The sequence below is a fragment of the Shewanella sp. Isolate7 genome, from assembly GCF_022398425.1.
Taxonomy (GTDB): domain Bacteria; phylum Pseudomonadota; class Gammaproteobacteria; order Enterobacterales; family Shewanellaceae; genus Shewanella.
In genome coordinates this window covers 30,930-56,931 of record NZ_JAKEVJ010000029.1, presented here as the reverse complement: position 1 = coordinate 56,931, position 26,002 = coordinate 30,930, and the positions used below count along the sequence as shown (strand labels likewise).

Sequence of the window (26,002 nt, the reverse complement as noted above, 5' to 3'; positions counted from 1 at the left end):
GACTTTTAGATATATTGGCTCTAAAGCTCGTTTTACAGAAGATATTGTGAAGCATGTTGGAAAACCGACAAGCGATGGTGGTCGGTTTGTAGACGTGTTTTGTGGTACTGGGGCTGTTGCAGAAGAAGCACATAAGCTTGGATGGAATGTTTGGATCAACGATCATTTGATCTCAGCAGTTACAATGGCTTCTGCTCGTATGGTGAGTCTTAATCACGCACAATTTTTGAATGTTGGTGGGTACTCTTCAGCAATCGAGACCTTAAATAATGTTCCAGGAATTAATGGTATTATTTGGAGAGAATATAGTCCTGCATCTCTTAAATTGTGTGGAATTGAGAGAAAGTACTTTACTGAGGATAATGCTAAGAAAATAGATGGAATAAGAAAAGTCATCTCTGAATGGTATTCATCAGGGAAAATTGACAGACTAGAAAAAGATATTTTAATAGCTGACCTTCTTAGTGCCGTTAATCGAGTGGCAAATATTGCTGGAACATATGGCTGTTTCTTATCTAAGTGGCAGAAACAAGCATTGTCAGAAATAAAAATGAAAGGTCGAGATTTTAATGATTCTGAAAGTCTTGTCGAAGTGACAAATCTAGATGCATTTGAATTGGAAGTCACAGAAAATGACGTTGTGTATTTAGACCCTCCATACACAAAAAGACAATATGCCTCTTACTATCACATCCTTGAGACTATAACAATTTATGATAATCCTACTGTTGAGGGTGTTAGTGGACTGCGGCCGTGGAAACATAAAGCGTCTGTGTTCTGTTATAAACGAAAAGCCTTAAGAGCTTTGGTTGAGTTGATAACAAAGCTTAAAAGTAAAAAAGTTATACTGTCCTATAGTTGTGAAGGTCATGTTGACTTAAGTGAGTTAGTTACTGAGCTGGAGTTGACCGGAAGTGTTAATTTGTTTCCTCTTACATCAATTGGAAGGTATCGTCCTAATAAAGTAGCAAGCTCCAATGGTGATACAGTTACCGAATATTTGGTTGAATATATTGGGGCTTCTGGGTTTTAAATATGTCTAAATATGTAACTTTAGAAGATAAGCTTTATAAAGGCATTAACGCTCACCTAGATGAACTGACTTCTAGTATAAAGGAAGATGATAGGTTTGAGGCTAGGTTACTTTATTTGGAGTGCGTTTCATCTATATTTGGTGGTTTTGATATTCAAGAATTCCATAATATATTTGGAATAGACAGTATTTTAAGTTATGAGGCTCTTCTTGATGGTGCTTGTGAGCTTGTAAAGCTCATAAAAAATATACCGGTACCTACAGCGTTAGTATTGTCGTCCTTGGCAACGCAGCCTTTACAAGCACACGAAAGGAAGTTATCAGGTGCTTACTATACAGATCATCGGTTAGCTCTCCACATTGCAGAAGAGGGGGGTAAACGTTGGGATAAGTTAAGACCTATAATCGATCCTGCATGTGGTACTGGAATATTACTGGTAGCGATAACATACATTAACTGTGGAGATGATAAAAATAAGTCAGCAGAATTTATGAAAGACTATATCGTTGCCGCTGATATGTCTCATAATGCTTTGAGAGGAGCGCTGCTGTCATTGGCTTCGTTAACCGATGATTTAAACGCCTTGTTAGCAATGAGAAAAAATTGGATTTGTGGTGATTCATTGTTCTATGACAAATGGAATGAAGTTGCTACTGAAGGGTTTGGGTTGGTGATTGCTAATCCGCCATGGGAAAAAGTAAAAACCATAAAGCATGAATACTTAAATAGCATTGGTAACCTTGGTCATTATGGAAGAGAAATCTCTAATATAGATGAAGAAAGTTATCAAAGGATGCGATTGAAAACTAAAGCCTATGCTGAAAAATTAGCGACTTTATATCCTGAAGCTGATAGTGGTGAAATGGATTTATATATGGCCTTTACGGCGTTAATACTTAGGTTGATTTCTTCTAATGGAACTGCTTCCATTCTTATTCCTGGTGGAGTTATTAGATCGGAAGGAACGTTAAATTTACGACGTAAAGTTTTAGAGTCATCAGACTTTATCAGTTTTACTGTTTTTGATAATAAGCCTAAATATTTTGCAATAGATAGTCGTGTGAAATTTGTAAACATGGTTGTTCATGGAGGGGGGGGGAATAAAACAGAAGGAATTATTCTAAAACATGCCAAGTCTTTAGATGGAAGGGTATCTACGGATTTTGGTGTGGTATTTGACTATGAGGTTTTAAAACAATATCGTCCAGACTTGTCGTTACCTGAGCTTAGAAATCAAGAAGAGTACAATGTATTCAAAAAGATGTATGAAAATGGTGAGGAATGGCAGGATAAGTGGAATGCAAAGTTCTATCGAGAAGTTGATATGACTCGAGACAAAGGGTTGTTTAAACCTTTTGATAAAAGTCGAATACCACTAGTTGAAGGGAGAATGGTACATCAGTTTCGGCTTGGAGCTAAAGCTTATCGGTCAGGAACTGGTCGAAAGGCTGTCTGGGAAACTATTCAAATTGGAGAGTCTTCAATTCAACCACAGTTTAGTATTCTTCCAGATGAGTTACCTAGTAAACTAGAAGAAAGAGTGAGAGTTGCTCGAGCTGGATTTTGTGATATTGCTGGTCAAACTAATGAACGGGCGATGATGGCAACTCTGATTCCTTCTGGTGTTGTATGTGGGAATAAAGTACCTACAGTTAGCTTCTTTGGGGATGATGCTAACGAAAAAACTCTGTTGTGGTTGGGAATTGTTAACAGCTTTGCTTTCGATTGGCTTTTGAGACGTGTGTTGACAACCACGGTTAACTACTTTCTTTTACGTAGTATTCCTTTGGCTCCAATTGAAGTTAGCAGTGACATGGGCCAGAAAATCATTAATTCAGTCAGAACATTAATTGATTTAGATCACAATGGCTCTGGATGCGATAATGCTATGAAAATGGCTGAAATCCGAACTTCTATAGAGTTGCTATGTTTTTCTGCCTATAAATTATCCTTTGATGATGTAGAGCTGATCTTTCACGATTTTCCGCTTTTAGATCGTAGTCAACCTTGCTTGAAAGGCGAAACTCGTTCCACGGTGACTAGGGACTTTATTCTGCTTCGGTGGTGTGAAACATATGGTTTGTCTGAAGATGTTCGAAATAAGTATAAATGTCGATTGGACAATGCTTTAGCTAGAGGTGCGATTCCTTTTATTCCTTCACAAACTTCAGTTAGAGGTCAACCTGTCTAATGCTGCTATCCTTCTGAATCTTAGTGGACTTTATGTTCATGATATGACAGGATTATTTAGATAGAATCTTTCTTTGGTCTATAGTGTTGAAACACTTGCTCTATAGTGGGGTCGTATTGCAACGGGAATGATGAGCTTGTAAAAAAGCTAAGCGCTTTTTAATGACTCTGCGTTACTACTTTAGCTATTTGCCTAAGATCAATAGAAAGTTGTTCCTATGTAGTCTAGCGGTTGACTGCTAGTAATGCTTTTGTTTTGTAATGAGGATTGAAAAGCTGTGACTACTTCATCTAACAACCAAGTTGCGCGTATTCTGTTTAAAGAGATTGTTCCTGGTGACTTACGCAAAATTCATGCACAGTCGAATGATACTCCTTCTGGAGGAGGTGCTCGAGATTTTCGTTTCGGATCTTTTTCACTTCTTCAACCTGCCATTACCAAAATGTTTCCATTTCTTGTACAAGAAGAACGGAGACGCGGTGGTCGTAGAGAGGTTATTGACGTATTCAAAGGACATTTTTGCTGGAATGATTCTTACGGTAATGTTCAGACTAAAGAATCCTTTTTCGAACCACCGACAGATGCTCGTCCTTCCGAGGGACGTATAGTTAGGGTTCATGAGTATGGATGTTTTGATACCAGCCTTATGCCTCATGGTGGTGTTGGAAATCGGGTTCTTTTACTACTCATTCAGTTAAGTGATAATTCGGTTTGGCCTTATTACGCCGAGGAAAGAACCCTTCGTGCTGCTGGTTACTGGGACCCTTTAGTCGCAAATGTATTGTTAGCTTGTCTGGATGCTCAGCGTCCAGTAGGTTATGCTGCGATTGGCTTTAAAGATTTCATTACAGGAGATTGCTACTGTAATGGTAAGTGATTTCTCAGACGAATGTTTAGAAACCCTTAAAATACTGGCACGTTCGAAAAACGTGCTAGTATCTGGTGCTCCTGGTACTGGAAAATCTCGCCTGCTTGCCGAAGTAGCATTGGCCTTTGAAACTGGGTTTGGCGTTTCTTTTTCTCACGGCACTCCAGCGTTAGATCGCTCCAATCCAATTCCAATTCCTCCTTCTCCAGGTAAGGTGATGGAGGGGATTCCCGCTCCATGTAAAACAAACCGTATGGTTTTTCGAACGGTGTTTCACCAAAACTCCAAGTATCGTGATTTTGTTTCTGGTGTTTTACCTTGTGTTAACAATGTCGAATCGGGTTCAGGTTTCTATATTGTTAAAGGAGTGTTGTACAGAGCAAGTGAGTATGCGAACTCCTCTAATAGCGCTTCACTTCTTATTATTGATGAAATAAATCGTGGACCGGCAGTTCAGGTTTTTGGTGGCTCCTTGGTTGCGATTGAGTCAGATAAACGTTTAGCTCCTGATGGAAGTAAATTAGTCGGAACTCAGTATTTTGAGTTACTAGATCCACTTTCAGGTGAGTTTATTGAGTACGCTTTACCGAGTGACCTGTATATATTGGCCGCAATGAACCAAGCTGATGCTTCAGTAGAACCTCTAGATGTCGCTTTCTTAAGACGTTGGGAACCTCTTAAATTGGAGCCTAATGGAAGAGTCTTAAGGGATTTTTATAACATAGAACGTGATGATTCATATGTATTACCAGCGGAGCCTTGCTCAATATCTGATGTCTTTGAAGCTTCGGTTCTTGCTTGGGCCTCTATTAATGAACAAGTTTCACTTGGGCGTGGTTCTGAATTTAGAATCGGTCACGGTATATTGATGACTCACGAACTTCCCGATGACTTGGGTGTCTTTGAAGCGTTGGAATTTATATGTGTTGGCTGGACAAAGATATTTGCACATGTTGAAGAGGTTTTTTTCGGAGATATAAGAGCTTTAGCCTCAACTCTTAATGCAATCGATGGTCCCGAGTATAACCCTTTTGAATTGATAGAAACCACTTTTGCGAGTGAGATTAGGTTTAAGCTTAACGGGCCTAGTAGATTTGATGCCAGTATGATTTACGATGCTCTGCGAGCTTTTTCTAGAGATGAGTAGATGGGTAGCTTTCGCGAAAGAGTATCTTTAGTTGAATATGGAACTTCAAAAAATCTAACCAAAGAGGTTTCGAATAGGCTGGGAGTTGATAAATCAAACGTAGACTTGCTATTAAATAATGCGGGAAAGAGAATTGCTTCACTTTTAAACCTATCTGAAAATCCAATAATAAATGGGAACAACGGTTATAGAGCAATTAAATTTGCCGGGTTAGTTAGGTTATCCCCTTCTTTAGAGCTTGAAGTTGCTCCAAAGTTTCTTGGTCTTGATGAAACGGATTCGACCTGGAGGGAAGACTTTTTTTATCTATCCTTTCTTTCTTCACATGGTCAATTGTTAGCTTTTGAAAAGCTGTCTTCTTCTGGTGGGTTTTCTAGGGGGTTGCCAACTCTTGTAGCGCATGCATTGGTATGTATGTATGACGAGGCGAAACGCAGGCCTCTAAGAACTTATCGCAAAGTTTATTCGGAAGATTTTTTTCTGGATGGAGAAGTAGAACCCCTTGATTTAATTTTTCCATCCACTGAGGGTTTCAAGCAAGAAGTTATTAGGTTCGATAGAGTGAATGAATGGAATTCGAATATATTAGCTGCTACTAATGTTCTACTCCCTCAAGTGCAAGATCCCGGTGTTATGGGGAAGTTGTTGCGTTTAAGAAGTGATTTATCTCCACAAAGAAATTTAAGTCGTGTTAGTAGGAAAAAAGTACCATCGAGACATCGTTCTTGGAACTCTATTCATACTCTTTCGATCGATATCCTTAATGGACTTGGCTTGCATTATAATCAAGGATTAGCTAGCGCCCCAGGTTATGTTATATCTACTTGGAGGGTTTGGGAAGATTTAGTCACTATTGCAGTGAGGTTAGGTTTTGGTGCTCATTTTGTTTCATCTCAGAAGCAATTCATATTAGGAAGCAGGGAAAGGCCAGATCGTTACTCGAAAACTAAAATATCTGTTTATCCTGACTGTATAATTGAATCTGATGGAAGACGCCCTAGAGTTATAGTGGATGCTAAATATAAAGGACATATTGAGAAGAGGCGACTTCGAATTGACGAAAGTGATATCTATGAAGCTATGGCTTTTTCTCGTGCTTCTAAATGTTGCAAAGTGGTGTTGATTTATCCAGCTACTCCATGTGAAGAACAAATAATTACAGGGCGATGCACCGTTTTTGAGACGATAAAAATCGATGATATTGAAGTTATTGGTGTTCAAGTTGAGGTACGTTGCATATCTAAAGATGGTGGGTTGAATCAATTTGCTTTGAATCTCTGTGAGGGTATATCAAGTATAATTAGTTAAAAATGTGCTTTATATATGCAAGCCGGATCCTAAACTCTCCTTGGAAAGTGACAAATAGATCTCACTAAGTGTTAGCTGTGAATTCAAATGGGCTGCCTACGCTGAGTCTGTGGTCAATGAATGTAAACTAGATCCAATACTATCCTAGTTTATGGTGCCTGATATCCCAAGTAATCCTCTTAAATACAAGTAATTACAAATGGTTAAAAGGAATTCAGAATCGTGGTCGTTGGCAAAGTGTTGGCTGGCAAAGGCTTAACTCGTCTGAGTCGAAGATGAACTAAGTTAATTAAGCGTGAGCGGCAGATAATACGATGATAAGCAACTCTGAATCAGTGATCTTATTGCATGGCCTGGCGCGCAGCAGGGCCTCGATGGAGAAGATGGCGAATGCTCTGTCGGCCAAGGGTTACCAATGTGTGAACCTGGGCTATCCCTCGACTCAGTTTGATATCGAGACGCTGGCCAGTGAGCATATCGACAAGGCATTGTCTGCGTGCCGTGGAGAGAAAATTCACTTTGTCACTCACTCTATGGGCGGCATTCTGGTGCGCCAGTACCTGAGTCAACATGCCTTGCCCGCCCTTGGCCGGGTGGTGATGCTTGGCCCACCGAATGGCGGCAGTGAGGTGGTGGATCGCCTGAGGAATATGCCTGGATTTATGCTGGTTAATGGCCCTGCGGGCATGCAGCTGGGCACAGAGGCGAGTAGCGTGCCGAATCGTCTCGGTAAGGCTGATTTTGACCTTGGGGTGATTGCTGGCAATCGCAGCGTTAACCTGCTGCTCTCGACCCTATTGCCTGGCCCCAACGATGGCAAGGTCACCGTGGCGCGCACTCGGCTCGAGGGGATGAGGGATCATATCAGCCTGGCGGTAACTCATCCCTTCATGATGAATAACGCCAGGGTGATTGCCCAGACGGCGCATTTCTTGGCTCACGGATGCTTTAAGCCTTGAGCGCCTGCGGATGAACTCTGACCCTTTTCTGCCAGATTTTTAGCCCTTGTCGGCGAATTTGCTGATATCGGCGTCGGTGGCGCCATCGTTGCACTCGCCGCGGATCTCTCCGCGTCCCACCTCTATGATACGGCTCAGTTCCAGATAGCCTTCGCGGCAGTAGCCTGTCATGGTGATGGTCTTCTCCAGGCCAAGTTCTATCTGCTCGGTCCAACGCCTCAGGTCTGGCTCATAGATGGAGCGTTTCTTGCTCCCCGAGCGTTTCATCTTCTCTATCTGACGCACTCGCTGCATGTGGGGCTGTTTCAGGGGGGGCAGCTCGGCGTACTTCACCTTGTAGGTAAACAGCTTGATGCCGTCGCCCTTGATTGAGGTCTGGAAGGTATCTTCTACACGAACTTTAAAATCATCGACATCGCGTTTGCTGGCGCAGCCGACAAGGCTAAGCATAGCGGTGAGAAGCACAGTGGTGGTAAGCAGTGGGGAAGGCATCGGCATCTTATTATTATCTTTATTTTCGTCGAAGGTTAACATTTGTGACAGGCCGAGCATAACCCAATTGCCAGGGGAGATCACCCTAGGTTACATGACTTTACCTAAATTGACTTTGGCTGAGTAACTTGAACTGGCTCACGTAAATAGGGTGAGATGTGAGAAAATTGTTGTTATTTGTTAGCGTCTTGGCACACTCAAGGTAAGGGGAAATGTGTTAGGAGATCCCCTGCGCTAAGGAGTTTGCATGTCGGCCTTGATCAGCCTGTTTCGTTCATTACTCGGTAGTTTTCGGGATCTGGTGCCCATCATCTGTGTGGTGGCCTTCTTCGAGATCTTCGTGCTGCATCAGGCTCCGGCTAATCTGGCCGAGATCCTCCTCGGGCTGGTATTTATCGTCTTCGGTTTGACCTTCTTCGTCTTTGGGCTCGAGATGGGCCTGTTTCCCATTGGTGAGTCTCTGGCTCAGGCGCTGGCGCGTAAGGGCAGCGTTTTCTGGTTAGTTGTTTTCTCCTTCTCCCTGGGTTTCGGTACCACACTGGCGGAGCCCGCCTTGACGGCAGTAGCGAATGAGGCCGCCGAGGTGGCGGCTAATGCCGGCGCCATAGCGTCGAGCAGTGATGCCATGGAGCGCTACGCCATGGGGCTCAGGCTGACGGTGGCCATCTCGGTGGGGCTGGCGATTCTGCTCGGGGTGATCCGTATTCTCAAGGGCTGGCCTATTCATTATTTAATCATAGGTGGCTATGTGTGTGTCATGGTGTTAACCGCCTTTGCGCCAGAGAACATCATAGGTATCGCCTATGATTCTGGCGGCGTGACCACCTCGACCATTACCGTCCCCTTGGTGACTGCCCTGGGGGTAGGCTTGGCCAGTGTGATCAAGGGGCGTAATCCCATGTTGGATGGCTTTGGGCTAATCGCCTTTGCCAGCCTGACGCCGATGATCTTCGTTTTACTCTACGGCATGTGGGTGTTGTGATGACTTATCTGAGTGGGATGTTAGATACCCTGATGTTGACGGCTCGGGATGTGGTGCCGATAGCCGTCATCTTGTTCGGCTTTCAGCTTGGGGTACTCAAGCGAGCAGTGGCCAATTGGCGCCGGGTGCTGCTGGGATTTGTCTATGTGATCATAGGGCTCAGCCTGTTCTTGGTGGGGCTCGAGCTGGCGCTGTTCCCCATAGGGCAAAGCATGGCCAGCCAGCTGACCTCGCCCGATTTTCTCCACCCTGAGGGCGGGGATACGCCTTTTATCTGGCAAGATTATCTCTGGGTCTACCTGTTTGCCGCGGCTATTGGTTTTAGCACTACGATTGCCGAGCCCTCACTTATCGCCGTGGCGATTAAGGCCAACGAGGTCTCGGGTGGCGCCATCGGCATACAGGGGCTGAGGATCTCGGTGGCGATCGGGGTGGCCATGGGGATTGCGCTTGGCTGTTTTCGTATCGTGGTGGGTGACCCTATTCATTATTACATCATGGCCGGCTATGTGCTGGTGGTGATCCAGACCTATTATGCCCCTAAGATGATAGTGCCTCTGGCCTACGATTCGGGCGGGGTGACGACCTCGACCGTGACCGTGCCGCTGGTGGCGGCGCTTGGCCTGGGGCTGGCCACCAATGTGGCGGGGCGCGACCCGCTCATCGATGGCTTCGGCCTGATTGCCTTTGCCAGCCTGTTTCCTATGATCACTGTGATGGGCTACGCCCAGTTAGTCGAATTCTTAAGTCAGCGAAAATCCGCTAAGGAGCGAGACCATGCGCTTTAAACTTATCGTCGCCTTCGTCGATGAAACCTGTACCGATACCGTGCTCGATGCGGCGAGAGAGGCGGGCGCCACGGGAGCGACAGTCATTAATCATGCCCGCGGTGAAGGGCTGGAGAAGAAGAAGACCTTCATGGGCCTGGGTCTGGATATCCAGCGGGATGTGATCCTCTGGTTGGTGGAGGAGCACATGAGCCGCAGCATCTTGGAAACCATTTGCCGGGTAGGGGAGTTTGAGACGAATCCGGGGCAGGGGATTGCCATACAGATAGATGTGGAGGACGCCGTCGGTGTCGCCCATCAGGTGGAAAAACTCAGCAAAGAGATTGAGGATCAATTATGAAACCAAGCAGGCTAATTAAGAACAGCGACGTCATGAAAGACAGCTATGTGATGGTCGATGGTCTGCATACCGTGGCCGAGGCGATCAAGCTGGCGGTGGGCAACGATGTCAGCATGTTGCTGGTGAACAAGCGTCATGAACACGATGAATACGGCATGGTGCTGATGAGCGATATCGCTCGCAAGGTGTTGGCCAAAGATAAGTCGCCAGAGCGGGTCAATGTCTATGAGATCATGATTAAACCTGTGCTGTCGGTACACGCCGACATGGACATTCGTTATACCGCCAGATTGTTTGAACGCTTCGGCATCAACAAGGCGCCGGTGATCGAGGCGGGTAAGATCTTAGGGGTGGTGACCTATCACGACATAGTGCTCAAGGGGATGATGCCCCATCTGTAGCGCCTTGAGCCAGCCAATAAAAAGGGCACCCTAGGGTGCCCGCGGTGCTTAAGCATAAGCTTAGGCGAAACGCTTATTGAGATAATCTATGATATCCGAGGATTCATACATCCACTGAGTCTCTCCGGCTTCTTCGATACGCAGGCAAGGCACCTTAGCCAGGCCGCCTTGTTGTACCAGGGTCTGTTGATGCTCGTCTTGCTTGGCATCGACAGTGACGATATTCAGTCCCTGGCGACGAATGGCGCGGCGTACCTTTACACAGAAGGGACAGGCCGCGTACTGGTATAGTGCAAGTCCTTGTGTCTGCTCGTCCACTCTTGCCTGCTCCGCTAGCGGACGCTGACGCTTCTTAGGGGTAAAAACAAAATTTAGAAACAGGATAATGCGGCCTAATACCCAGCGAACAATAAACATTAACGACTCCTAGATAATTTTGATGGGGCGGATTCTAACGCAAGCGTGATGGAGATCAAAGCCTTGCCGCAAACCGAGACCTTATCCTTTTATTTTTTTTACCTCATTTAGCCAAGGTTCGGCCCTAGGGCTTTAGCTTGAACTACAGGAGTGGCGCGCAGAAAAAAACGGCTAAGCCTAGGGCTTAGCCGTTTTTTATCTTACTTAAATGACTTGGGGTTATGCGCGGTTATTCGGCGCTCAGGGTCAGTAGTGCCTGAGATGCACTGGTGTCGAGGGCCGCCTGACTGTCGAGCACGAATACCCGGCCCGCTTCGATGTTGGCCTGTTCGATCAGATATTGTTTAACCGCCAGCGCTCGCTGCTGCGCCAACTGACCCAGGGCGTTATCGTCAAGCTGCTGCGCCGAGACTAGGTAGTTATATAGCGCGATATGCCAGCGGGTTTGTAACTCCTCTTGGCTTATTTCCTGCTGGGCCTTTTGCTGTTTGATCTCCTTGAGTACTTCGTCTGGATCTTTTTGCAGCGTCTTCTGGTACAGGGCCTTTAGCGCATCAGACAATATACCCGTGGTGGGGAAGGTACTGGCCGTGAGCCCCTGTGGCAGTTGCGCCTCGGTAAACTTGGCATCATCGAGCTGCGCTTCAACGACCAGCGCCTGATGCAGCTTGGTGGTCATCAAGGCCTGACTGTCGTTGATGAGATCCACGGCGCCCTTGGCGCTGACGGTAAGCTTGGGCCTGTCGGCTAGTCCCTTGGCCAGCTTGTTCAGTAGCGTCTGACTCTCGTCAGGGAGTATCGCCAAGCCTGGCGTAAAGGCGACCTTATCCAGCTCATCGTCTGAGCCGAGCAGGCCGGCCAACAGGCTGAACGGGGCGGTAACCGCCTTAGTGATCACATTGGTAAAGGCGGTGGCGATGATGCTGCCGAAGCTAAAGCTAGGCTCGTTAAGATCGCCAGAGACCTGCAGGCCAAGGTCGATAACTCCGTGTCTGTCTTGCAGCAGGGCGATGGCCAGGGTGACAGGCAGCGAGGTCGCCAGGCTAGAATTACTCTTCTTACCCAGCTGCAGCTGATCCACCACCAGATGGTTGTCACCCACCAATTGGTTGTTTTTCAATTGGTATTTAAGGTCCAGCGACATCAACCCCTTGTCTATATAGTAACCTGCGTAGGTGCCTGAATAGGGGTTCACCGAGGTCAGCTCCACATGCTTAAAGCTAAGGTCCGGATCCAGGTAAGGCTGCTCAAGCAGGGGATTGATCTCACCCTTCAAGACAACCGGGGCGTATCTGTCAATCTTGCCCTTGATGTCTACGCTGGCGGCCTTATCACTGCTCGAGGAGAGGTTGGCGATATTGCCTTCGAGCTGCTCTATGCTGGCGGCGAAGTTAGGGGTGAGCGAATTATCGGCAAAGAAGGTTGAGCCATCTTTGAACACTATCTTGTTGATGCTGAGTGCCATCGGCTTGCCTGCATCGCCTGTCTTGTCACTCGTTTGTTCAGCCTTTGCCGCTTTGGCGTCCGTTGGTTTGGCGCTATCTCGCTTAGTCTGATCAGGCTTCGCCTGATCAGATATAGCCTCTTCAGGCGCCGCCTGGGCGACCAGCAGATCCTGGAAGTTGGTGGTGCGATCTTCGTTGATCAGTATACGCCCGTATGGCTTGTTCAGGGTGACTTGGTCGATTGCCAGACGATTGGCCTGTTTATCGAAGCTGAGTTGGTTGAGATCCAGCTGTTGCCACTTTACCAGTGTCTTGTTGGCCTTGAGGTCTTTGACCTGAAGATCGTCTACCTGGAGTGTACCTTTATAGGTTAATTGCCCCTGCGCATCCGCGATGAGTTGTCCCTGGGTGGCGAGACGGCCATCGTCAATTTTGATGTTAACAAAAGGCGCGAGGTAGGTCTGGAACCAGCCAAGCCCCAGTCCCTCGAGCGACACATCGGCTTTGACGTGCTTGGAAAGGGCGTCGATTTGTCCCTGAGTTTGCACCTTGGCACTTTGGTTGATGGCTAACGCCAGTTGATAGTCGATGGGTTGGCTCAGGCTTTCATCTATCGCGCCTGTGGTTAGCTCAAGCTCGCCAATCTGCCACAGGTTTTCATCCTTAAAGAGCTGCTCGGTGAGGTTGAGTTGGTAGTTGCTTAGCTCGATTTTTGCCAGCCTGGCGTGCCAGCCTGACGCCTCATTGCTGTCAACGGCTTGCTCAGCCGTCTGCTCACCAGCATTAGCCTCAATCTCAGCCTCGGCCACTTGTTCACTGCTGGCCTTGGTGGCTAGCGTTTCGTCGGAACTGGTTTTGCTGGAGCTTGTTTCGCGAGTGCTAGTTTCGTTAGAGCTCGTTTGGTTAGCGCTCGTTTCGGTAGCGTTTGTGTCAGAGGACGTCGCTTCAACAGTACTCGCCTTAGGGGGTAACAGGGCGGCGAGATCTACGCCCTTATCATCTAGCCTGGCGTTGACCGTAAGATCGCTCGAGGTCAGGGCGGCCAGATCAACACGCTGTTGGCCCAGATCTGCCTCTATGCCTGTGAGGGCAAAACGCCCAAGGGTGATAAGTTCGCGCTGCTCGTGGCTGATCTGCAGCTGATTAAAGCTGAGCTCGCCGGCGCTGGTGCTGGCCTCTAGCTTGTCGCCTTCCTGAGCGACACGGTACTCAGTGGCGAAATCCACATAGCCCTTGTCCAGGGAGACATGAAAAGCGTCGGCAACAAAGGCCCAAAGCTGGGGCAGATCGATGTGACTCAGGCTGATATCACCAACAAGCTCGAATGGGGTTAGCTGTACCTGTCCCTTGAGGGCAATTTTACCGCCACGGTCGCTATGGAACTCCATGTGGTAGCGGTTTGCCTTAGTCTCCGCATTGCTGATGGCGCCTGCCTTGTCGGCTTTGCTGTCATTCTCATTGTCTTGGTCTTGGTCATTAATTCTGGTGGCCACAATGGGATTATGAGAGTCGAAGCTGGCAATTTTGAGGTTGACCTTGGGATAACTCACCTCTCCTCGTGTTATCTCATCGGCCAGATGCAGGTTGGCATCGACGATTGCCAGGTTCTTGAGGATAAAATGGGGAATAGTGCCATTGCCTTCGACTTCCGGTTCGGCTTGAGGGCTATTTTGCGCTAGCGTCTCCAGGATATCGGTGAAATTAAACCCCAGCGCCTGCTCGCTCTTTAGACGCTTAACCTCGGCATGGGGATTTTCCAGCGTGATGTCGCTAAGACTCAGGCCTTGCTGAAATAGCGAGTCCCAAAACTGGATATTGAGTCCCAATCGCTTAAAGCCGACGAAGGCCTGGTCGTCCTTCTCCTTGACGGCAAAATCAGTGAGTTCGACCTCTAGGGTAAAGGGGTTTATCTTGACCTCCCCGAGGGAGACGGGCCTTAAGATCTGTTCCGACAGCTGCTTAGGAATTTGCTGGGTTAACAGGTAAGGAAGCAGTAGACCCAGTAACAGGGTCCATGTTAAATACAGGGTAATTGAGATACCAATATACCTTTGATATTTAGGCAGCTGTTTGTATTTTTGTCCGAGTTGAGCAAAAAATGATGGGACGGAAGACATAATGACCTTAATGACGTTGTAGACGAACTGAAAAGATTCAAAGAAGGGGGGACGGCGAGTCCTATCCGCACGTTTGTGAACCAGTCGCTATAATTTTAGTAGGTTTATTATCGATAATGAACGGCTAAACATAAAATTTATTTAAATTTCTACGAGATAAATCGACATATATGACAACATTTTACCTCGACGGTCAGGCATTTGAGGCTAAGGCCGGTGAGTCGGTATTAGACACCCTGATACGCCATGGTCAGCGGGTCAATTATTCCTGTAAGAAGGGCGTGTGTAAAACCTGTCTGCTGCAACATGTCGATGGCGAAATGGCGATCGGGGCCCAGCGTGGTCTGACGCTTGGGCTCAAGCAGCGTCACTATCTCTGCTCCTGTCAGTGTAAGCCCACCCCAGCCTTGCGTCTCAAGTCTATCCTGCCGCAGGATCTTTTTGTCGGCGCCAAGATTCAGGAGAAGCAGTTTATCAACGAGGCCGTAGTGCGCGTCCGCCTGGCGTTAGACGAACCGCTGCAGCATCACCCGGGGCAGTACATCAACTTACGGCGTTTCGACGGTCTGACCCGCAGCTATTCGCCTACCAGTCTGCCGGATGAGCCTTTTCTCGAGCTGCACGTGAGGCGCAAATATAATGGGCAGTTCAGCGATTGGCTGTATCATCATGCCGGTATAGGAGAGAAATTGCTGGTGCAGGGACCGCTGGGGAGTCGCTATTACCGCAGCGCCTATCGCGATGCCAAGCTGATCATCGTCGCCTTCGGTAGTGGTCTTGGTGTGGCCCATGCCATGCTGATGCAGGCGCTGGCTCAGGGTCATCAGGGGGAGATCTTCCTCTATGTAGGCGCCCGAGATGATAACGATCTCTATCTGCATCCTAAGCTGCTTAAGATGATGCTGGAACATCGTCAGTTTCACTATCAGGCCTGCATCACGGGGCAGAGTGAGAGCAAGGGGCGGCGGGTGATCCATGCCAATCCCTTTAGCGAGGCGCTCAAGTGTCACCAATTCGACCGTCAGCAACACTTGTTTCTTTGCGGCGAGCCGGGCCTGGTCAACGAGAGCCGGGAGATTGCCTTTCTCAATGGATTTCCCATCGAACGTATCCACAGCCTGTCGTTCGAGTACAAAGATCTGCGCAAACGTCCCAGAGGCTAGACTTAGGTCGGAGTAACAATGGACTGTTATTTTAATCCTGATATGATAACATCAACTAAATCATAAGGATGTAACTGTATTTGTCGCCCCTCATCCTAGGCGAATACAGATTTCAAGGACGGAATATGCTGATACGAATTGCAATTGAAGATGATTTGAACCTGCTGACACCTCTGTTTGACCGTTATCGTCAGAGCCTGGGGCAAGCGACTGCCTTGGCCGACAGTGGCGAGTTCCTGCAGGCTCGTCTGCATGAGAATGATTCGGTGATCTTCATTGCTCAGGTAGCCCTTGAGATCGTCGGTTTTATTCAGCTCTACCCCTCCTTTTCTTCGCGCCTGCTCAAGCCCGTTTGGTATTTTGACGACCTCTATGTCGAGGAGGCCTTTCGCCATCAAGGTATCGCCACCCGTCTGGTTGAGAAAGCCAAGGAGCTGGCCGATGAGACCAACGTGATGGCGGTGCGCCGCGAACACCTCAGCGGCGGCTTCATCTACATCGATGAGTGTGACACGAGCGCAGTGTTTGCCGAGCAGGCGGCTAACCAATACTAATAGGCTGTCTTCAGGGATTTTGCTTGTGGTAAGATAGCGCCGTTTTTTTGTCTTATCCTTGGAGATAAATCGGTGAATAAGAGTCTTATCACTAATTTACTGGCTGCCCTGTTGGTAGTCTGCGGCTATCTTTTTCAGCAAGCTATCGTCTTTAGCGTCGGCCTGTTTGCCCTGTCGGGGGCGGTCACCAACTGGCTGGCGATCCATATGTTATTCGAGAAGGTGCCAGGCCTCTATGGCAGCGGCGTGGTGCCGGCGCGCTTCGAGGAGTTTAAGGCGGGTATCGCCCATCTGATGATGGAGCAGTTTTTTACCAACGAGAATATCGATAAGTTCCTGTCACAGCAGGGGGGCAGCGTGGCTCATATCAATCTGGAGCCTGTCATCGAGAAGGTGGATATGTCGCCTGCCTTCGACGCTCTGGTGACCACGGTAGAGCAGTCCTCATTCGGCGGCATGCTGACCATGTTTGGCGGCACGGAGGCGATTGCGCCACTCAAAGAGCCTTTCATCAACAAGATGAAGACCTCCTTGGTCGAGCTGACCCAGAGCGATGATTTCTATGAACTGTTAAAGAATGAGATAGAGCAGCCCGACGTGCTGGCGGATCTTAGGGCCAAGGTGAAGAGCATTGTGGATCAGCGCCTTGCCGAACTGACCCCTCAGCTGGTGAAAGAGATAGTGCAGCAGATGATCAAACAGCACTTAGGCTGGCTGGTGGTTTGGGGCGGTGTCTTCGGTGGTCTCATTGGCCTGCTGGCGGCCTTGCTGGGCTAGGTTGAAGACGAATAAAAAAGGGAGCCTAGCTCCCTTTTTTATTGCCTATAATCTGAGCTATGGCGCTGCCCCTCTAGATTTAACACTCGCTTTACTTTTAGATAGGGGGTAGATTTAAAAAGCGAGACTTGGCTCACATTGATGGGCTAAACCTAACAACGATAGTCACTGCAAGGAAATGCAATGAATCAAGACCAGACCATTAACTATATCGAGATCCCCGTGAAGGATATCGCCGTGACCAAGGCATTCTTTGGCAAGGTGTTCGGCTGGCAGTTTGAAGATTATGGCCCCGAATACAGCTGTTTTACCAACGCGGGGATTGCTGGTGGATTTTTCCTGTCGGATAAAAGTTTCGATATCGCCTCCGGCACGCCGTTAATCGTCATCTATGCCAAGGCGCTAGAGGTGTGTCTGACCACGGTTGCCGATGCGGGCGCCTTGATCACTCAGGAGATCTTCTCGTTTCCTGGCGGGCGTCGTTTTCATTTTAAGGACCCAAACGGTAACGAGTTTGCGGTATGGTCAGAGTAACAGATGCCTCATTGTATCCTTGAATATAGTGCGCCTGTGGCGCAGCAATTAGCCATCGACACCCTGGTGGCCTTGGTGCATCGTGGTGCTATCGAGAGTGAGCTGTTTGAGCCTGCCAGTATTAAGTCTCGGGCCTATTGTGCCGAGCATTACCGTGTCGGTGAGGCAGAAGGAGCCGATTTTATTCATATCACGCTTAAAATCATGCCCGGTCGCACCGGTGAACAGAAGCAGCATTTGATGCAGTGTGTCGATCGCCAGATCGCTTCGTTGTGCGCCTCTGTATCCAGCATCACCATGGAGGTGTTGGATATCGAACGTGAGCACTATTTTAAACGGCTAAATGATTAAACGATTAAATGGCTGAAGAGCCTAGCCTTTATCAGGAGTAGTATGGTCAATGGGAGATGGAGTCCCAGGAGTCATTCTTGAATGCAGCTTACCAAGGCCTTGATGTTGGTCGCGGGCATACTCGCCGCGCCGCCGGTTTACGCCGAAGACGAGCAGACGATGCGGGTCTGCGTCGATCACTATCCGCCGTTTCAAATTCTCGAGGGTGAGCATGAGCCTATCGGTGAGAATATCGCCGCGCTCGAGCTGTTTGCGCATCTGTTGCAGCGCCATTTGACCTTTATCTCCAGCCCCAATTTTGCCCGTTGCCTGCATATGCTAGAGCAGGGCAGCGCCGATGTGGTGGCCGGGATATATGCCAAGCCTGAGCGGGCGGCCTATAGCCATTTTCTGCCCTATCGCGATGACGGCCGATTTGTCTTCATCAGTCAGCGTGAACTGGCGAGTGTGAACGACTATGAGGATCTGATGCCGCTCTCCATCGGCGTATCACGAGAGACAGAATATTTTGACCGTTTCGACAAGGATGATCGTCTGAATAAGGTGGAGACCAACGATGTGATCTCGGCGACCAACATGCTACTCAAGGGACGCTTCGAGCTGCTGATCGTCTCCGAGGTGGTATTACCGAGCCTGAGGGCGCGTTTTCGCGATTTCGACGACAAGCTTAGGGTTCATCCCTATAGCCATGAGGAGCATCGCCAGGTCTATTTTGGCGTGAGCAAAAGGCACCAAATGGGGATCCCTATGGATAAGATGCAGGAAATCATCACTCAGGCCTATGAAGAGGGACGCTTCATGCAGGCGGTCGAGCAGTTTGCCACCCAGCACCTGGAACACTATTGATTCACCAGCATGAATAATACCAATCGTAATAAACAATTGATCATTCTAGCTTGTTAAAACGCTCGACAACTGTATTAGTCTTTTTAATTGTAGAATAACTACTTATCTAAAAATCCTGCTTTGTTCTCAAGCGTTTTTCCTGCGCTATTTCTGATCACATATTTACTGTGATTGGTATAACACGAGTGAACGAAAGCGTGCCAATAAAAAAGAGACCTTAAGGTCTCTTTTTTATTGGACTTTCTGTCGCATTTTCTATTGGCAAGCAGCCTAGTAAGCACTCTCATGCACCGACTGCACCGCACGACCCGACGGGTCGATGATCCCTTGCAGGCTCTCATCCCAGGCCAGTGCCTCAGGGGTTGAGCAGGCGACCGACTTACCACCCGGTACGGTTTCGGCGGCCGATGGCAGCGGGAAGTGTTCCTCGAAGAAGCAGCGGTAGAAGTAGGCTTCCTTGGTTTCCGGCGTGTTGTAAGGGAACCTGAACTTGGCGTTGGCCAGCTGCAGATCGTCTACCTGAGCCGCGGCATGGTCTTTTAGGCCATCGATCCAGGAGTAGCCGACACCATCGCTAAACTGCTCCTTCTGACGCCAGGCCACCTCTTGTGGCAGCTTGTGTTCGAATGCCTGACGCAGGATATGCTTCTCGATACGGCCCTCTTTCGACATCTTGGCCTCAGGGTTGAGTCGCATCGCCGTGTCGATAAACTCTTTATCCAGGAAGGGGACGCGTGCCTCAAGGCCCCAGGCCGCCATCGCCTTGTTGGCGCGCAGACAGTCGAACAGGTGTAGCTTGTCTAACTTACGCACCAACTCTTCGTGGAAGGCTTGGGCGTTTGGTGCCTTGTGGAAATAGAGGTAGCCGCCAAACAGCTCGTCGGCGCCTTCGCCAGACAGTACCATCTTGATCCCCATCGCCTTGATCTTGCGCGCCATCAGATACATGGGGGTTGCCGCACGTATGGTGGTGACATCGTAAGTCTCCAGGTGATAGATCACATCCTTTATCGCGTCGAGCCCTTCCTGGAAGCTGAAGGTGATCTCATGGTGTATGGTGCCTATGGCATCGGCTACCTTCTGCGCCGCCGCCAGGTCCGGTGCGCCGGTCAAGCCTACCGCGAAAGAGTGCAGCTGCGGCCACCAGGCATCGCTGGCACCATCGTCTTCGATACGGCGCTTGGCGTAGGTCTGGGTGATGGCTGAGACCACAGAGCTGTCTAGTCCACCAGAGAGCAGCACGCCGTAGGGCACATCTGACATCAGCTGACGCTTAACCGCGGCTTCTAGGGCATCGCGCAGTTCATCCACGCTGGCAGTGTTGTCCTGCACCGCCTCGAAAGATTGCCAGTCGCGCTGGTAGTAGTGGGTCTCACCACCCTTTGTTAGATAGTGACCAGGCTTGAAGGTCTCGACCGTCTTACAAACCGGCATCAAGGCTTTCATCTCTGAGGCGACATAGAAGTTGCCCTCGGCGTCATGGCCAGTGTAGAGAGGTATGATGCCCATGTGATCCCGGCCAATCAGGTAGGTGTCGCTGCGCTTATCGTAGAGTACGAAGGCGAAGATACCGTTGAGCTTATCTAAAAATTCGGTGCCGTACTCTTGATAGAGGGCGAGGATCACCTCACAGTCTGAGTTGGTCTGGTAGCTGTACTTGTCACCCAGTTCGGCCTTGAGTTCCTTGTGGTTGTAGATCTCGCCGTTGACGGCCAGGATCAGGCTTTCATCTTCGGACAACAATGGCTGAGCACCATGCTCGATATCGACGATAGCCAGGCGCTCATGGGCCAGAATGGCCTTATCGCTGGCGTAGATCCCAGACCAGTCTGGGCCGCGATGGCGCAGCAGTTTAGACATTTCCAGGGCAACCTGGCGTAGCGGCGTGGCATCGGTTTGGATGTCGAGAATCGCAAATATTGAACACATAATGAAAGCTCCAGAAAACGCTATAAATCTCAGTTGCCAATCACTTTGACAGCATTTTCTGCATCTGCCAAGCGATAAAATTATCAAAACGCCATAAAAAGGTTGTTTTTGGTGTTGTTTATTTGATTTTTACCGGGATGTTTTTGAGTTTTATTCTGTTGTTTGAGGTTTTAATTATGATATCTATATTTTTAGTCCTCTATTAGTGGCTGGAATTGTTCAATCTGAATCTCGCTCTGGATTTTAGTCGAGATGGCAAAAAGCCGTGTTAATGGTGGATAAATAAACAAAAAGGCTTCCGATGGAAGCCTTTCTAGTGATGTGGTTTGCCAAACCTGCCTATTCGGCACTTGCGGTCTTTGTGGTGGCCGGGCGAAGTTGGTGAAATTCGGTACCGGCATAATAGCCGGGCCAGTCGCCGTTGTTACCCAGGCGCTGAGCGGCCTGATAGTAGACGCCGAGATCTTCCAGGGCACCCGAGAGGTCCCAGTCGGCGCGATACTCATCGCATACATTGTGGTAACAGCCTTTCATCTGCGCTTTCATCTCGGCTTTGTACTTGGCCGTGACCTCATCGATGGGATGATTGCCCCCACCGGCAAAGACGGCTGGCACACCGTACTTGGCGAAGCTGAAATGGTCTGAACGGAAGAAGCCGCCGGACTCAGGGCGAGTTTCGCTTACCGCGGTACGTTGCTGGCTGCTGGCCGCCTCGACCAGATAGGTTTCCAGCTGCGACTTGCCTTTACCCACGATAGTGTAATCCGATGTACGACCATAGATATTGGTGCTGTCCAGGTTAAAGACCGCCACGGTTTTCTCCAGCGGATAGATGGGATTAGCGGCGTAATAACGTGAGCCCAGTAATCCCTGCTCCTCGCCAGTGGTGGCGACGAAGGTGATCGAGCGCTTGAGTGGCTTGCCTTGCTTGGCCTGGGTGGCGAACTGGCGGGCGATCTCTAGGATGCCGGCGGTGCCAGAGGCGTTGTCCAGGGCGCCGTTATAGATCTGATCGCCCTGTTTGCTGCTGTCCAGGCCGATGTGGTCCCAGTGGGCAGTAAAGAGGATCTGCTCATCACTGGCGCCCAGGCCTGGCAGGGTCGCGACGACGTTGTAGCTATCGGCATATTCCGCCTTGTTGGCGAAGGCGATACTGGCACTTTTCTGCAGCGCGACATTCACCGGACTGCTGGCGGCGCGATCGCTTAAGGTCGCCAGGGACAAGCCTGCGCTGTCGAACAGTTCGTTGGCCTTCTCTTTGGTGATCCAGCCTTCAACCTGTACGCGGCTGTCCTGTGTGGCCTTATCCAGTACCAGATCTTGCTGCGCGCCGGTCCAGCTGTTTTCGACGACAGACCAAGGGTATGAAGCCGGCTTAGTGTCATGGATGATGATGGCGCCGAGGGCACCCTGACGGCTGGCTTCCTCAAACTTATAGCTCCAGCGGCCGTAATAGGTCATCGCCTTGCCGTTAAACTTGCCCGATTCTGGCAGGGCGAAGCCGGGATCGTTAACCAGGATCAGGGCAATCTTGCCCTTCATGTCCAGTCCTTGGTAGTCGTCCCAATCGTATTCGGGCGCCTTGATGCCATAGCCGACAAAGACCAGAGGCGCATCTTTGATCTCGACGCCCTTATTGTCGTGGCGACTGCCCAGCACGATATCCTGACGGTAGTGCATCGGTAGGTCACCCAGGGTGATGTTTTGCGACTCGCTGGCGGTGTAGCTCACCATAGGTACGGGTTGCAGGAAGCTGCCATCGTTGGCGCCTACCAGCCCGGCGGCGGCAAAGGCCTTGCTAAGGTAATCTAGGGTCAGCTTCTCACCTTGAGTTGTCGGGGCACGGCCCTCAAATTTATCTGAGGAGAGGGTCTGAATATCCAGCCTGAATCTGGCTTCGTTAAATGCAGGAACTTGCTCCTCGCTACTGAGCTGGGGAGCATGCTGGCTACAGGCGCTGAGGAGCACCAGAGCACAGGTGGGTAGGGCAAAACGCATGGGACTTCCTATTTGTTTTTGTTATCTATTTATTGATTGCGCCCACATGATGAATAAGATGGCGCCTATTATCAAGGGAGGTGGGACGATTAAATGTTACGCTTTATGTTTGGTGAAAGGCAGATGGCATCAGGGTTTGGAGGGATAAATCTTGTGTTGATTAGGGATAAAAAACACGCGGCCTGGGCCGCGCGTCTTGGCTAGTGATTTCTCTGGCAAATCGGCCTAGATGACGTCGATATCACCTGCGCAGTCAAACACATGGTTGGGTCTGAAGGGCTCTTTCTCGATATCTTTGACCTGGCTGACGCCGCTGGTGACCAGAATGGTTTCCAGGCCCGCCTGAAACCCCGCCAGGATGTCGGTGCGCATGTTGTCGCCGATGATCACCGTATTTTCCGAGTGGCCACCGATATGGTTGAGTGCACTGCGAATGATCCAGGAACTTGGCTTGCCCACGTAGAAGGGTTTGCGACCACAGATGCGCTCGATGGGGGCGCACAATGCCCCACAGGCAGGGCTGTGGGCCGGGCCGTGGGTGTCTGGGTTGGTGGCGATAAAGCGGGCACCGGCGGCGACGAACTGGGCAGCCTTGTGGATCATGTCCCAGTTGTAGGAGCGGGTTTCACCGACGATGACGAAATCAGGGTTGATGTCGGTTATGGTAAAGCCCGCCTTGTAGAGCTCGTGGGTGAGAGCGCCTTCGCCAATGACAAAGGCCTTGTCACCCGTCTGATGCTTGAGAAAGTCTGCCGTTGCCATGGCCGAGGTATAGAAACACTCTTCTGGTACCTGGATCCCGGCGGCGCCGAGGCGATTTTGGAGATCTTTACCCGTCTGAACCGGGTAGTTGGTCAGAATGACCAGTGGGTTTCCCTGCTCGAGAATGCGATGGATAAATTTATCGCTGCCAGGGATCAACTTATTGTCATGTAGCAGTACACCATCAATATCACAAATTACATTTTTCATCTTAGGTCTCATCTTGCTAGCAGAAAGTCAACTGCCTTCATCTAAAACCAATTGAGTTTTAAAAACAATGGAATTTGGTGAATTATTTAGGGAAGTTGCGAATAGGTCTTCGTAGTACTCTGGCTTACATAGCAATTGGCGTTCAAGGCATCTGACTGAAGGCATGCCGGGGCCTGTCAATGTCAGATAACGTCGAGAGCCGGTTGCTGTGAAAGCCCCGAAGGGCGTGCTTCACAGGCCTAACTGCCGTGTTGTGCTTCTTGCAAAGGACTTGGGCCATTTACCGCTAACCACGCCTTGCATCCAGGCCTGTAAAGCCGACGCAGAGCACACATGGGACTTGTTCGCACCTTCCCTAGCCTGGTGGGCAATAAAAAGGGGCTTGGCGGCGATTAGCCATCTTGGGTGGGCTTAACTGCTGTTAGCTATGGGTTTTACTGCTGTCAGCGACGGCCTTTTTTTGCCGTGACGGAGATAGATGCTCGCCAATAAAAAAGAGACCCTAGGGTCTCTTTTTGTCTGTTTTAAGCTAATGCCTTAACGGGTTAGTCAGCGGCGTAGCCCATAGGACCAAGCGGTTGATCGTCAAGATAAGCCTTGCCGTCAGACATGCGCAGGCGCTGCTGGCTGAACCATTTCACCACTAGGGGATAGATGGCATGTTCCTGCTCATGTACCCTTTGTGCCAGTGTGCTGGCATCGTCTTCGGGATAGACGGGTACCTTCGCCTGCAGGATCACAGGGCCGGCATCCAGCTCTGGCGTCACAAAGTGTACGCTGGCGCCATGTTCGCTGTCACCGGCGTCGATTGCCCGCTGATGAGTATGCAGACCTGTGTATTTCGGCAGCAGTGAAGGGTGAATGTTGATCATTTTCCCTTCGAACTGTTTAACGAAATCATCGCTCAAGATACGCATGAAGCCTGCCAGCACGATGAGATCCGGCTGGTACTTGTCGATGGCGGCCTTGAGGCGGAGATCATAGTCGCCACGAGCCTCACCCTGATGGGGGATCACGCAGCTGGTGTCGATCTCGCCGTGATGGGCGCGCACCAGACCATAGGCATCTGGCTTATTGCTGATCACTCCAACGACTTCGGCGTCCAGATTATCGTCACAGCTGTCGATGATGGCCTGCAGATTGCTGCCATTACCAGAGACTAGGACGAGAACGCGACAGCAGTTGGGCATTAGCAGATCTCCACTTGCTCTTCGTCGCCATTGCGGCTGGCAATGTCACCGATGAGCCAAGCGTTTTCGCCTTCGGCCTTAAGTAGGGTCAGCGCAGCATCTACTTGATCCTGTGGCAGGGCGATGATCATGCCGACACCACAGTTGAAGGTACGGTACATCTCAAATTCGGCGATATTACCGTTTTCCATCAACCAGTTGAATACGGTAGGCCACTGCCATGAGTCGCCTTTTACGACGGCCTTGGCATCATCTGGTAGGACGCGTGGGATGTTTTCCCAGAAGCCGCCACCCGTGATGTGGGCCATGGCGTGTACGTCATGCTTTTCAAGCAGCTTAAGTAGCGGCTTGACATAAATCTTGGTCGGTTCCAATAGGTGGTCGATCAGCGGCTTACCTTCAAGGTCTTGCTGAGGATCTGCCTTGCTGACTTCCAGTACCTTACGGATAAGTGAGTAGCCGTTTGAGTGTGGGCCGCTTGAGCCCAGCGCGATCAGTGCATCACCGGCAACCACTTTTGAGCCGTCGAGCACATCTTCTTTCTCTACTACGCCCACGCAGAAACCGGCGAGGTCATAGTCTTCGCCTTCGTACATGCCAGGCATTTCGGCAGTTTCGCCACCGATCAGGGCGCAACCTGATTGAGCACAACCTTCGGCGATGCCATTAACGACCGAGGTCGCGGTCGCGACATCTAGCTTGCCAGTAGCATAGTAGTCGAGGAAAAACAGGGGCTCTGCACCGGCAACAATCAGATCGTTGACACACATGGCAACCAGGTCGACGCCGACGCTGTCATGCTTCTGATAATCGATAGCCAGTCTAAGCTTGGTACCAACACCATCGGTGCCAGACACAAGAACTGGATGTTTGTACTTAGTTGGCAGCTCGCAAAGTGCGCCAAAACCACCTAGGTTACCCATAACTTCGGGACGGTGGGTACGTTTAACGGCAGATTTGATATTGTCTACAAGGGCATTGCCTGCGTCGATATCAACACCTGCATCTTTATAGCTTAGCTGGGTAGGAGTGCTCACGGAGGATCCTCTCGGGTACATCGTTATTGGATTTTTATGCGGCGCTATTCTATCAGCTTGTGTAGGCGCTCGAAAGGGATGATTTTGAATATTCAAACGGACTTAGGTCACGATTTACCGTGTTTGTAAAACTTTATGTTTTCGATTGTGAACAAATCTACT

At 49.5% G+C, this 26,002-nt stretch carries 24 protein-coding genes; 16 read left to right on the top strand and 8 right to left on the bottom strand.

Going from position 1 to position 26,002, the window contains the following annotated elements:
* The 6 genes from L1D47_RS09395 to L1D47_RS09370 all read left to right on the top strand — a co-directional run.
* The coding region (locus L1D47_RS09395; protein ID WP_239884344.1) for a DNA adenine methylase at window positions 1–1,033 on the top strand (1,033 nt) is incomplete at its 5' end.
* A gap of 2 nt (window positions 1,034–1,035) precedes the next feature.
* Window positions 1,036–3,225 carry an N-6 DNA methylase gene (locus tag L1D47_RS09390; RefSeq protein WP_239884341.1) on the top strand — a complete coding sequence of 730 codons (2,190 nt, stop codon included), beginning with the start codon at window positions 1,036–1,038 and terminating at the stop codon, window positions 3,223–3,225.
* A gap of 277 nt (window positions 3,226–3,502) precedes the next feature.
* On the top strand, window positions 3,503–4,102 hold the full coding sequence (locus tag L1D47_RS09385) for a hypothetical protein (RefSeq protein WP_140278203.1): 600 nt from the start codon (window positions 3,503–3,505) through the stop codon (window positions 4,100–4,102).
* Window positions 4,053–5,240, top strand: coding sequence for an AAA family ATPase (locus tag L1D47_RS09380; RefSeq protein WP_239884339.1), 1,188 nt, complete (start codon window positions 4,053–4,055; stop codon window positions 5,238–5,240). Before L1D47_RS09385 ends, L1D47_RS09380 begins: the two co-directional genes overlap by 50 nt.
* Window positions 5,241–6,548, top strand: a complete 1,308-nt coding sequence (locus L1D47_RS09375) for an McrC family protein (RefSeq protein WP_239884331.1) — start codon at window positions 5,241–5,243, stop codon at window positions 6,546–6,548.
* A 314-nt stretch (window positions 6,549–6,862) separates the two neighbouring features.
* Window positions 6,863–7,507: an alpha/beta fold hydrolase gene (locus L1D47_RS09370; RefSeq protein ID WP_239884329.1), complete on the top strand. Its 645-nt coding sequence runs from the start codon at window positions 6,863–6,865 to the stop codon at window positions 7,505–7,507.
* Between the two features lie 39 nt (window positions 7,508–7,546).
* Here L1D47_RS09370 and L1D47_RS09365 read toward each other — a convergent pair whose 3' ends face one another.
* Window positions 7,547–8,005: a hypothetical protein gene (locus L1D47_RS09365; protein WP_239884327.1), complete on the bottom strand. Its 459-nt coding sequence runs from the start codon at window positions 8,003–8,005 to the stop codon at window positions 7,547–7,549.
* A gap of 241 nt (window positions 8,006–8,246) precedes the next feature.
* On the opposite strand from L1D47_RS09365, the gene L1D47_RS09360 reads away from it, so the two are divergent.
* The 4 genes from L1D47_RS09360 to L1D47_RS09345 are packed head-to-tail and all read left to right on the top strand — an operon-like array spanning window position 8,247 to window position 10,510.
* Window positions 8,247–8,981, top strand: a complete 735-nt coding sequence (locus L1D47_RS09360) for a DUF1538 domain-containing protein (RefSeq protein WP_041511709.1) — start codon at window positions 8,247–8,249, stop codon at window positions 8,979–8,981.
* Window positions 8,981–9,769 carry a DUF1538 domain-containing protein gene (locus L1D47_RS09355; protein WP_239884326.1) on the top strand — a complete coding sequence of 263 codons (789 nt, stop codon included), beginning with the start codon at window positions 8,981–8,983 and terminating at the stop codon, window positions 9,767–9,769. Before L1D47_RS09360 ends, L1D47_RS09355 begins: the two co-directional genes overlap by 1 nt.
* Entirely contained in the window at window positions 9,759–10,109 is a 351-nt protein-coding gene (locus tag L1D47_RS09350) for a P-II family nitrogen regulator (RefSeq protein WP_041511708.1), read from the top strand. The genes L1D47_RS09355 and L1D47_RS09350 overlap by 11 nt, the downstream gene beginning before the upstream one ends.
* Complete coding sequence (locus L1D47_RS09345) at window positions 10,106–10,510, top strand: CBS domain-containing protein (RefSeq protein ID WP_011865299.1); 405 nt, start codon at window positions 10,106–10,108, stop codon at window positions 10,508–10,510. The genes L1D47_RS09350 and L1D47_RS09345 overlap by 4 nt, the downstream gene beginning before the upstream one ends.
* 60 nt (window positions 10,511–10,570) lie before the next feature.
* Here the strand turns inward: L1D47_RS09345 and L1D47_RS09340 are convergent, their stop codons facing one another.
* Entirely contained in the window at window positions 10,571–10,927 is a 357-nt protein-coding gene (locus tag L1D47_RS09340; RefSeq protein ID WP_041511706.1) for a glutathione S-transferase N-terminal domain-containing protein, read from the bottom strand.
* A gap of 229 nt (window positions 10,928–11,156) precedes the next feature.
* Complete coding sequence (locus tag L1D47_RS09335; protein WP_239884323.1) at window positions 11,157–14,489, bottom strand: DUF748 domain-containing protein; 3,333 nt, start codon at window positions 14,487–14,489, stop codon at window positions 11,157–11,159.
* Between the two features lie 170 nt (window positions 14,490–14,659).
* Here L1D47_RS09335 and L1D47_RS09330 point away from each other — a divergent pair, with 170 nt between their 5' ends.
* The 6 genes from L1D47_RS09330 to L1D47_RS09305 all read left to right on the top strand — a co-directional run bounded on the left by L1D47_RS09330 (window position 14,660) and on the right by L1D47_RS09305 (window position 18,714).
* The gene (locus L1D47_RS09330; RefSeq protein WP_239850181.1) at window positions 14,660–15,652 is read left to right on the top strand and encodes an FAD-binding oxidoreductase; all 993 of its coding nucleotides are present in this window, start codon (window positions 14,660–14,662) and stop codon (window positions 15,650–15,652) included.
* Between the two features lie 125 nt (window positions 15,653–15,777).
* Window positions 15,778–16,206 (top strand): GNAT family N-acetyltransferase, encoded by a 429-nt coding sequence (locus L1D47_RS09325; RefSeq protein WP_239884321.1) that lies wholly within the window; start codon window positions 15,778–15,780, stop codon window positions 16,204–16,206.
* A gap of 72 nt (window positions 16,207–16,278) precedes the next feature.
* Window positions 16,279–16,983, top strand: coding sequence for a DUF445 domain-containing protein (locus tag L1D47_RS09320; protein WP_239884320.1), 705 nt, complete (start codon window positions 16,279–16,281; stop codon window positions 16,981–16,983).
* A gap of 183 nt (window positions 16,984–17,166) precedes the next feature.
* Window positions 17,167–17,517: a VOC family protein gene (locus tag L1D47_RS09315; RefSeq protein WP_041511701.1), complete on the top strand. Its 351-nt coding sequence runs from the start codon at window positions 17,167–17,169 to the stop codon at window positions 17,515–17,517.
* Window positions 17,518–17,520: 3 nt separating this feature from the next.
* Window positions 17,521–17,868 carry a 5-carboxymethyl-2-hydroxymuconate Delta-isomerase gene (locus L1D47_RS09310; protein WP_041511700.1) on the top strand — a complete coding sequence of 116 codons (348 nt, stop codon included), beginning with the start codon at window positions 17,521–17,523 and terminating at the stop codon, window positions 17,866–17,868.
* Window positions 17,869–17,949: 81 nt separating this feature from the next.
* Entirely contained in the window at window positions 17,950–18,714 is a 765-nt protein-coding gene (locus tag L1D47_RS09305; RefSeq protein ID WP_239884318.1) for a transporter substrate-binding domain-containing protein, read from the top strand.
* 270 nt (window positions 18,715–18,984) lie between these two features.
* On the opposite strand, the gene asnB is transcribed toward L1D47_RS09305, so the two are convergent.
* From asnB to purM, 5 genes are all read right to left on the bottom strand, one after another.
* Window positions 18,985–20,643: an asparagine synthase B gene (asnB, locus tag L1D47_RS09300; RefSeq protein ID WP_239884317.1), complete on the bottom strand. Its 1,659-nt coding sequence runs from the start codon at window positions 20,641–20,643 to the stop codon at window positions 18,985–18,987.
* Window positions 20,644–20,982: 339 nt separating this feature from the next.
* Window positions 20,983–22,641: a M28 family metallopeptidase gene (locus L1D47_RS09295; RefSeq protein ID WP_239884316.1), complete on the bottom strand. Its 1,659-nt coding sequence runs from the start codon at window positions 22,639–22,641 to the stop codon at window positions 20,983–20,985.
* Window positions 22,642–22,866: 225 nt separating this feature from the next.
* Window positions 22,867–23,613, bottom strand: a complete 747-nt coding sequence (locus tag L1D47_RS09290; RefSeq protein ID WP_041511696.1) for an HAD-IIA family hydrolase — start codon at window positions 23,611–23,613, stop codon at window positions 22,867–22,869.
* A 545-nt stretch (window positions 23,614–24,158) separates the two neighbouring features.
* Window positions 24,159–24,803: a phosphoribosylglycinamide formyltransferase gene (gene purN, locus L1D47_RS09285; protein WP_239884315.1), complete on the bottom strand. Its 645-nt coding sequence runs from the start codon at window positions 24,801–24,803 to the stop codon at window positions 24,159–24,161.
* A complete protein-coding gene (purM, locus tag L1D47_RS09280; protein WP_041511694.1) occupies window positions 24,803–25,840 on the bottom strand; it encodes a phosphoribosylformylglycinamidine cyclo-ligase in 1,038 nt (345 codons plus the stop codon). The genes purN and purM overlap by 1 nt, the downstream gene beginning before the upstream one ends.
* Window positions 25,841–26,002: the final 162 nt, after the last annotated feature.

Excerpts from the sequence above, each read along its gene's own strand:
- L1D47_RS09375 (WP_239884331.1), top strand. The coding sequence starts at position 5,241 with ATGGGTAGCTTTCGCGAAAGAGTATCTTTAGTTGAATATGGAACTTCA.
- L1D47_RS09310 (WP_041511700.1), top strand. The coding sequence starts at position 17,521 with ATGCCTCATTGTATCCTTGAATATAGTGCGCCTGTGGCGCAGCAATTA.
- L1D47_RS09330 (WP_239850181.1), top strand. The coding sequence starts at position 14,660 with ATGACAACATTTTACCTCGACGGTCAGGCATTTGAGGCTAAGGCCGGT.
- L1D47_RS09355 (WP_239884326.1), top strand. The coding sequence starts at position 8,981 with ATGACTTATCTGAGTGGGATGTTAGATACCCTGATGTTGACGGCTCGG.
- L1D47_RS09305 (WP_239884318.1), top strand. The coding sequence starts at position 17,950 with ATGCAGCTTACCAAGGCCTTGATGTTGGTCGCGGGCATACTCGCCGCG.
- L1D47_RS09295 (WP_239884316.1), bottom strand. The coding sequence starts at position 22,641 with ATGCGTTTTGCCCTACCCACCTGTGCTCTGGTGCTCCTCAGCGCCTGT.
- L1D47_RS09325 (WP_239884321.1), top strand. The coding sequence starts at position 15,778 with ATGCTGATACGAATTGCAATTGAAGATGATTTGAACCTGCTGACACCT.
- L1D47_RS09345 (WP_011865299.1), top strand. The coding sequence starts at position 10,106 with ATGAAACCAAGCAGGCTAATTAAGAACAGCGACGTCATGAAAGACAGC.
- L1D47_RS09370 (WP_239884329.1), top strand. The coding sequence starts at position 6,863 with ATGATAAGCAACTCTGAATCAGTGATCTTATTGCATGGCCTGGCGCGC.
- L1D47_RS09390 (WP_239884341.1), top strand. The coding sequence starts at position 1,036 with ATGTCTAAATATGTAACTTTAGAAGATAAGCTTTATAAAGGCATTAAC.
- L1D47_RS09350 (WP_041511708.1), top strand. The coding sequence starts at position 9,759 with ATGCGCTTTAAACTTATCGTCGCCTTCGTCGATGAAACCTGTACCGAT.
- L1D47_RS09365 (WP_239884327.1), bottom strand. The coding sequence starts at position 8,005 with ATGCCGATGCCTTCCCCACTGCTTACCACCACTGTGCTTCTCACCGCT.
- purN (WP_239884315.1), bottom strand. The coding sequence starts at position 24,803 with ATGCCCAACTGCTGTCGCGTTCTCGTCCTAGTCTCTGGTAATGGCAGC.
- L1D47_RS09360 (WP_041511709.1), top strand. The coding sequence starts at position 8,247 with ATGTCGGCCTTGATCAGCCTGTTTCGTTCATTACTCGGTAGTTTTCGG.
- L1D47_RS09340 (WP_041511706.1), bottom strand. The coding sequence starts at position 10,927 with ATGTTTATTGTTCGCTGGGTATTAGGCCGCATTATCCTGTTTCTAAAT.
- L1D47_RS09290 (WP_041511696.1), bottom strand. The coding sequence starts at position 23,613 with ATGAAAAATGTAATTTGTGATATTGATGGTGTACTGCTACATGACAAT.
- asnB (WP_239884317.1), bottom strand. The coding sequence starts at position 20,643 with ATGTGTTCAATATTTGCGATTCTCGACATCCAAACCGATGCCACGCCG.
- L1D47_RS09315 (WP_041511701.1), top strand. The coding sequence starts at position 17,167 with ATGAATCAAGACCAGACCATTAACTATATCGAGATCCCCGTGAAGGAT.
- L1D47_RS09335 (WP_239884323.1), bottom strand. The coding sequence starts at position 14,489 with ATGTCTTCCGTCCCATCATTTTTTGCTCAACTCGGACAAAAATACAAA.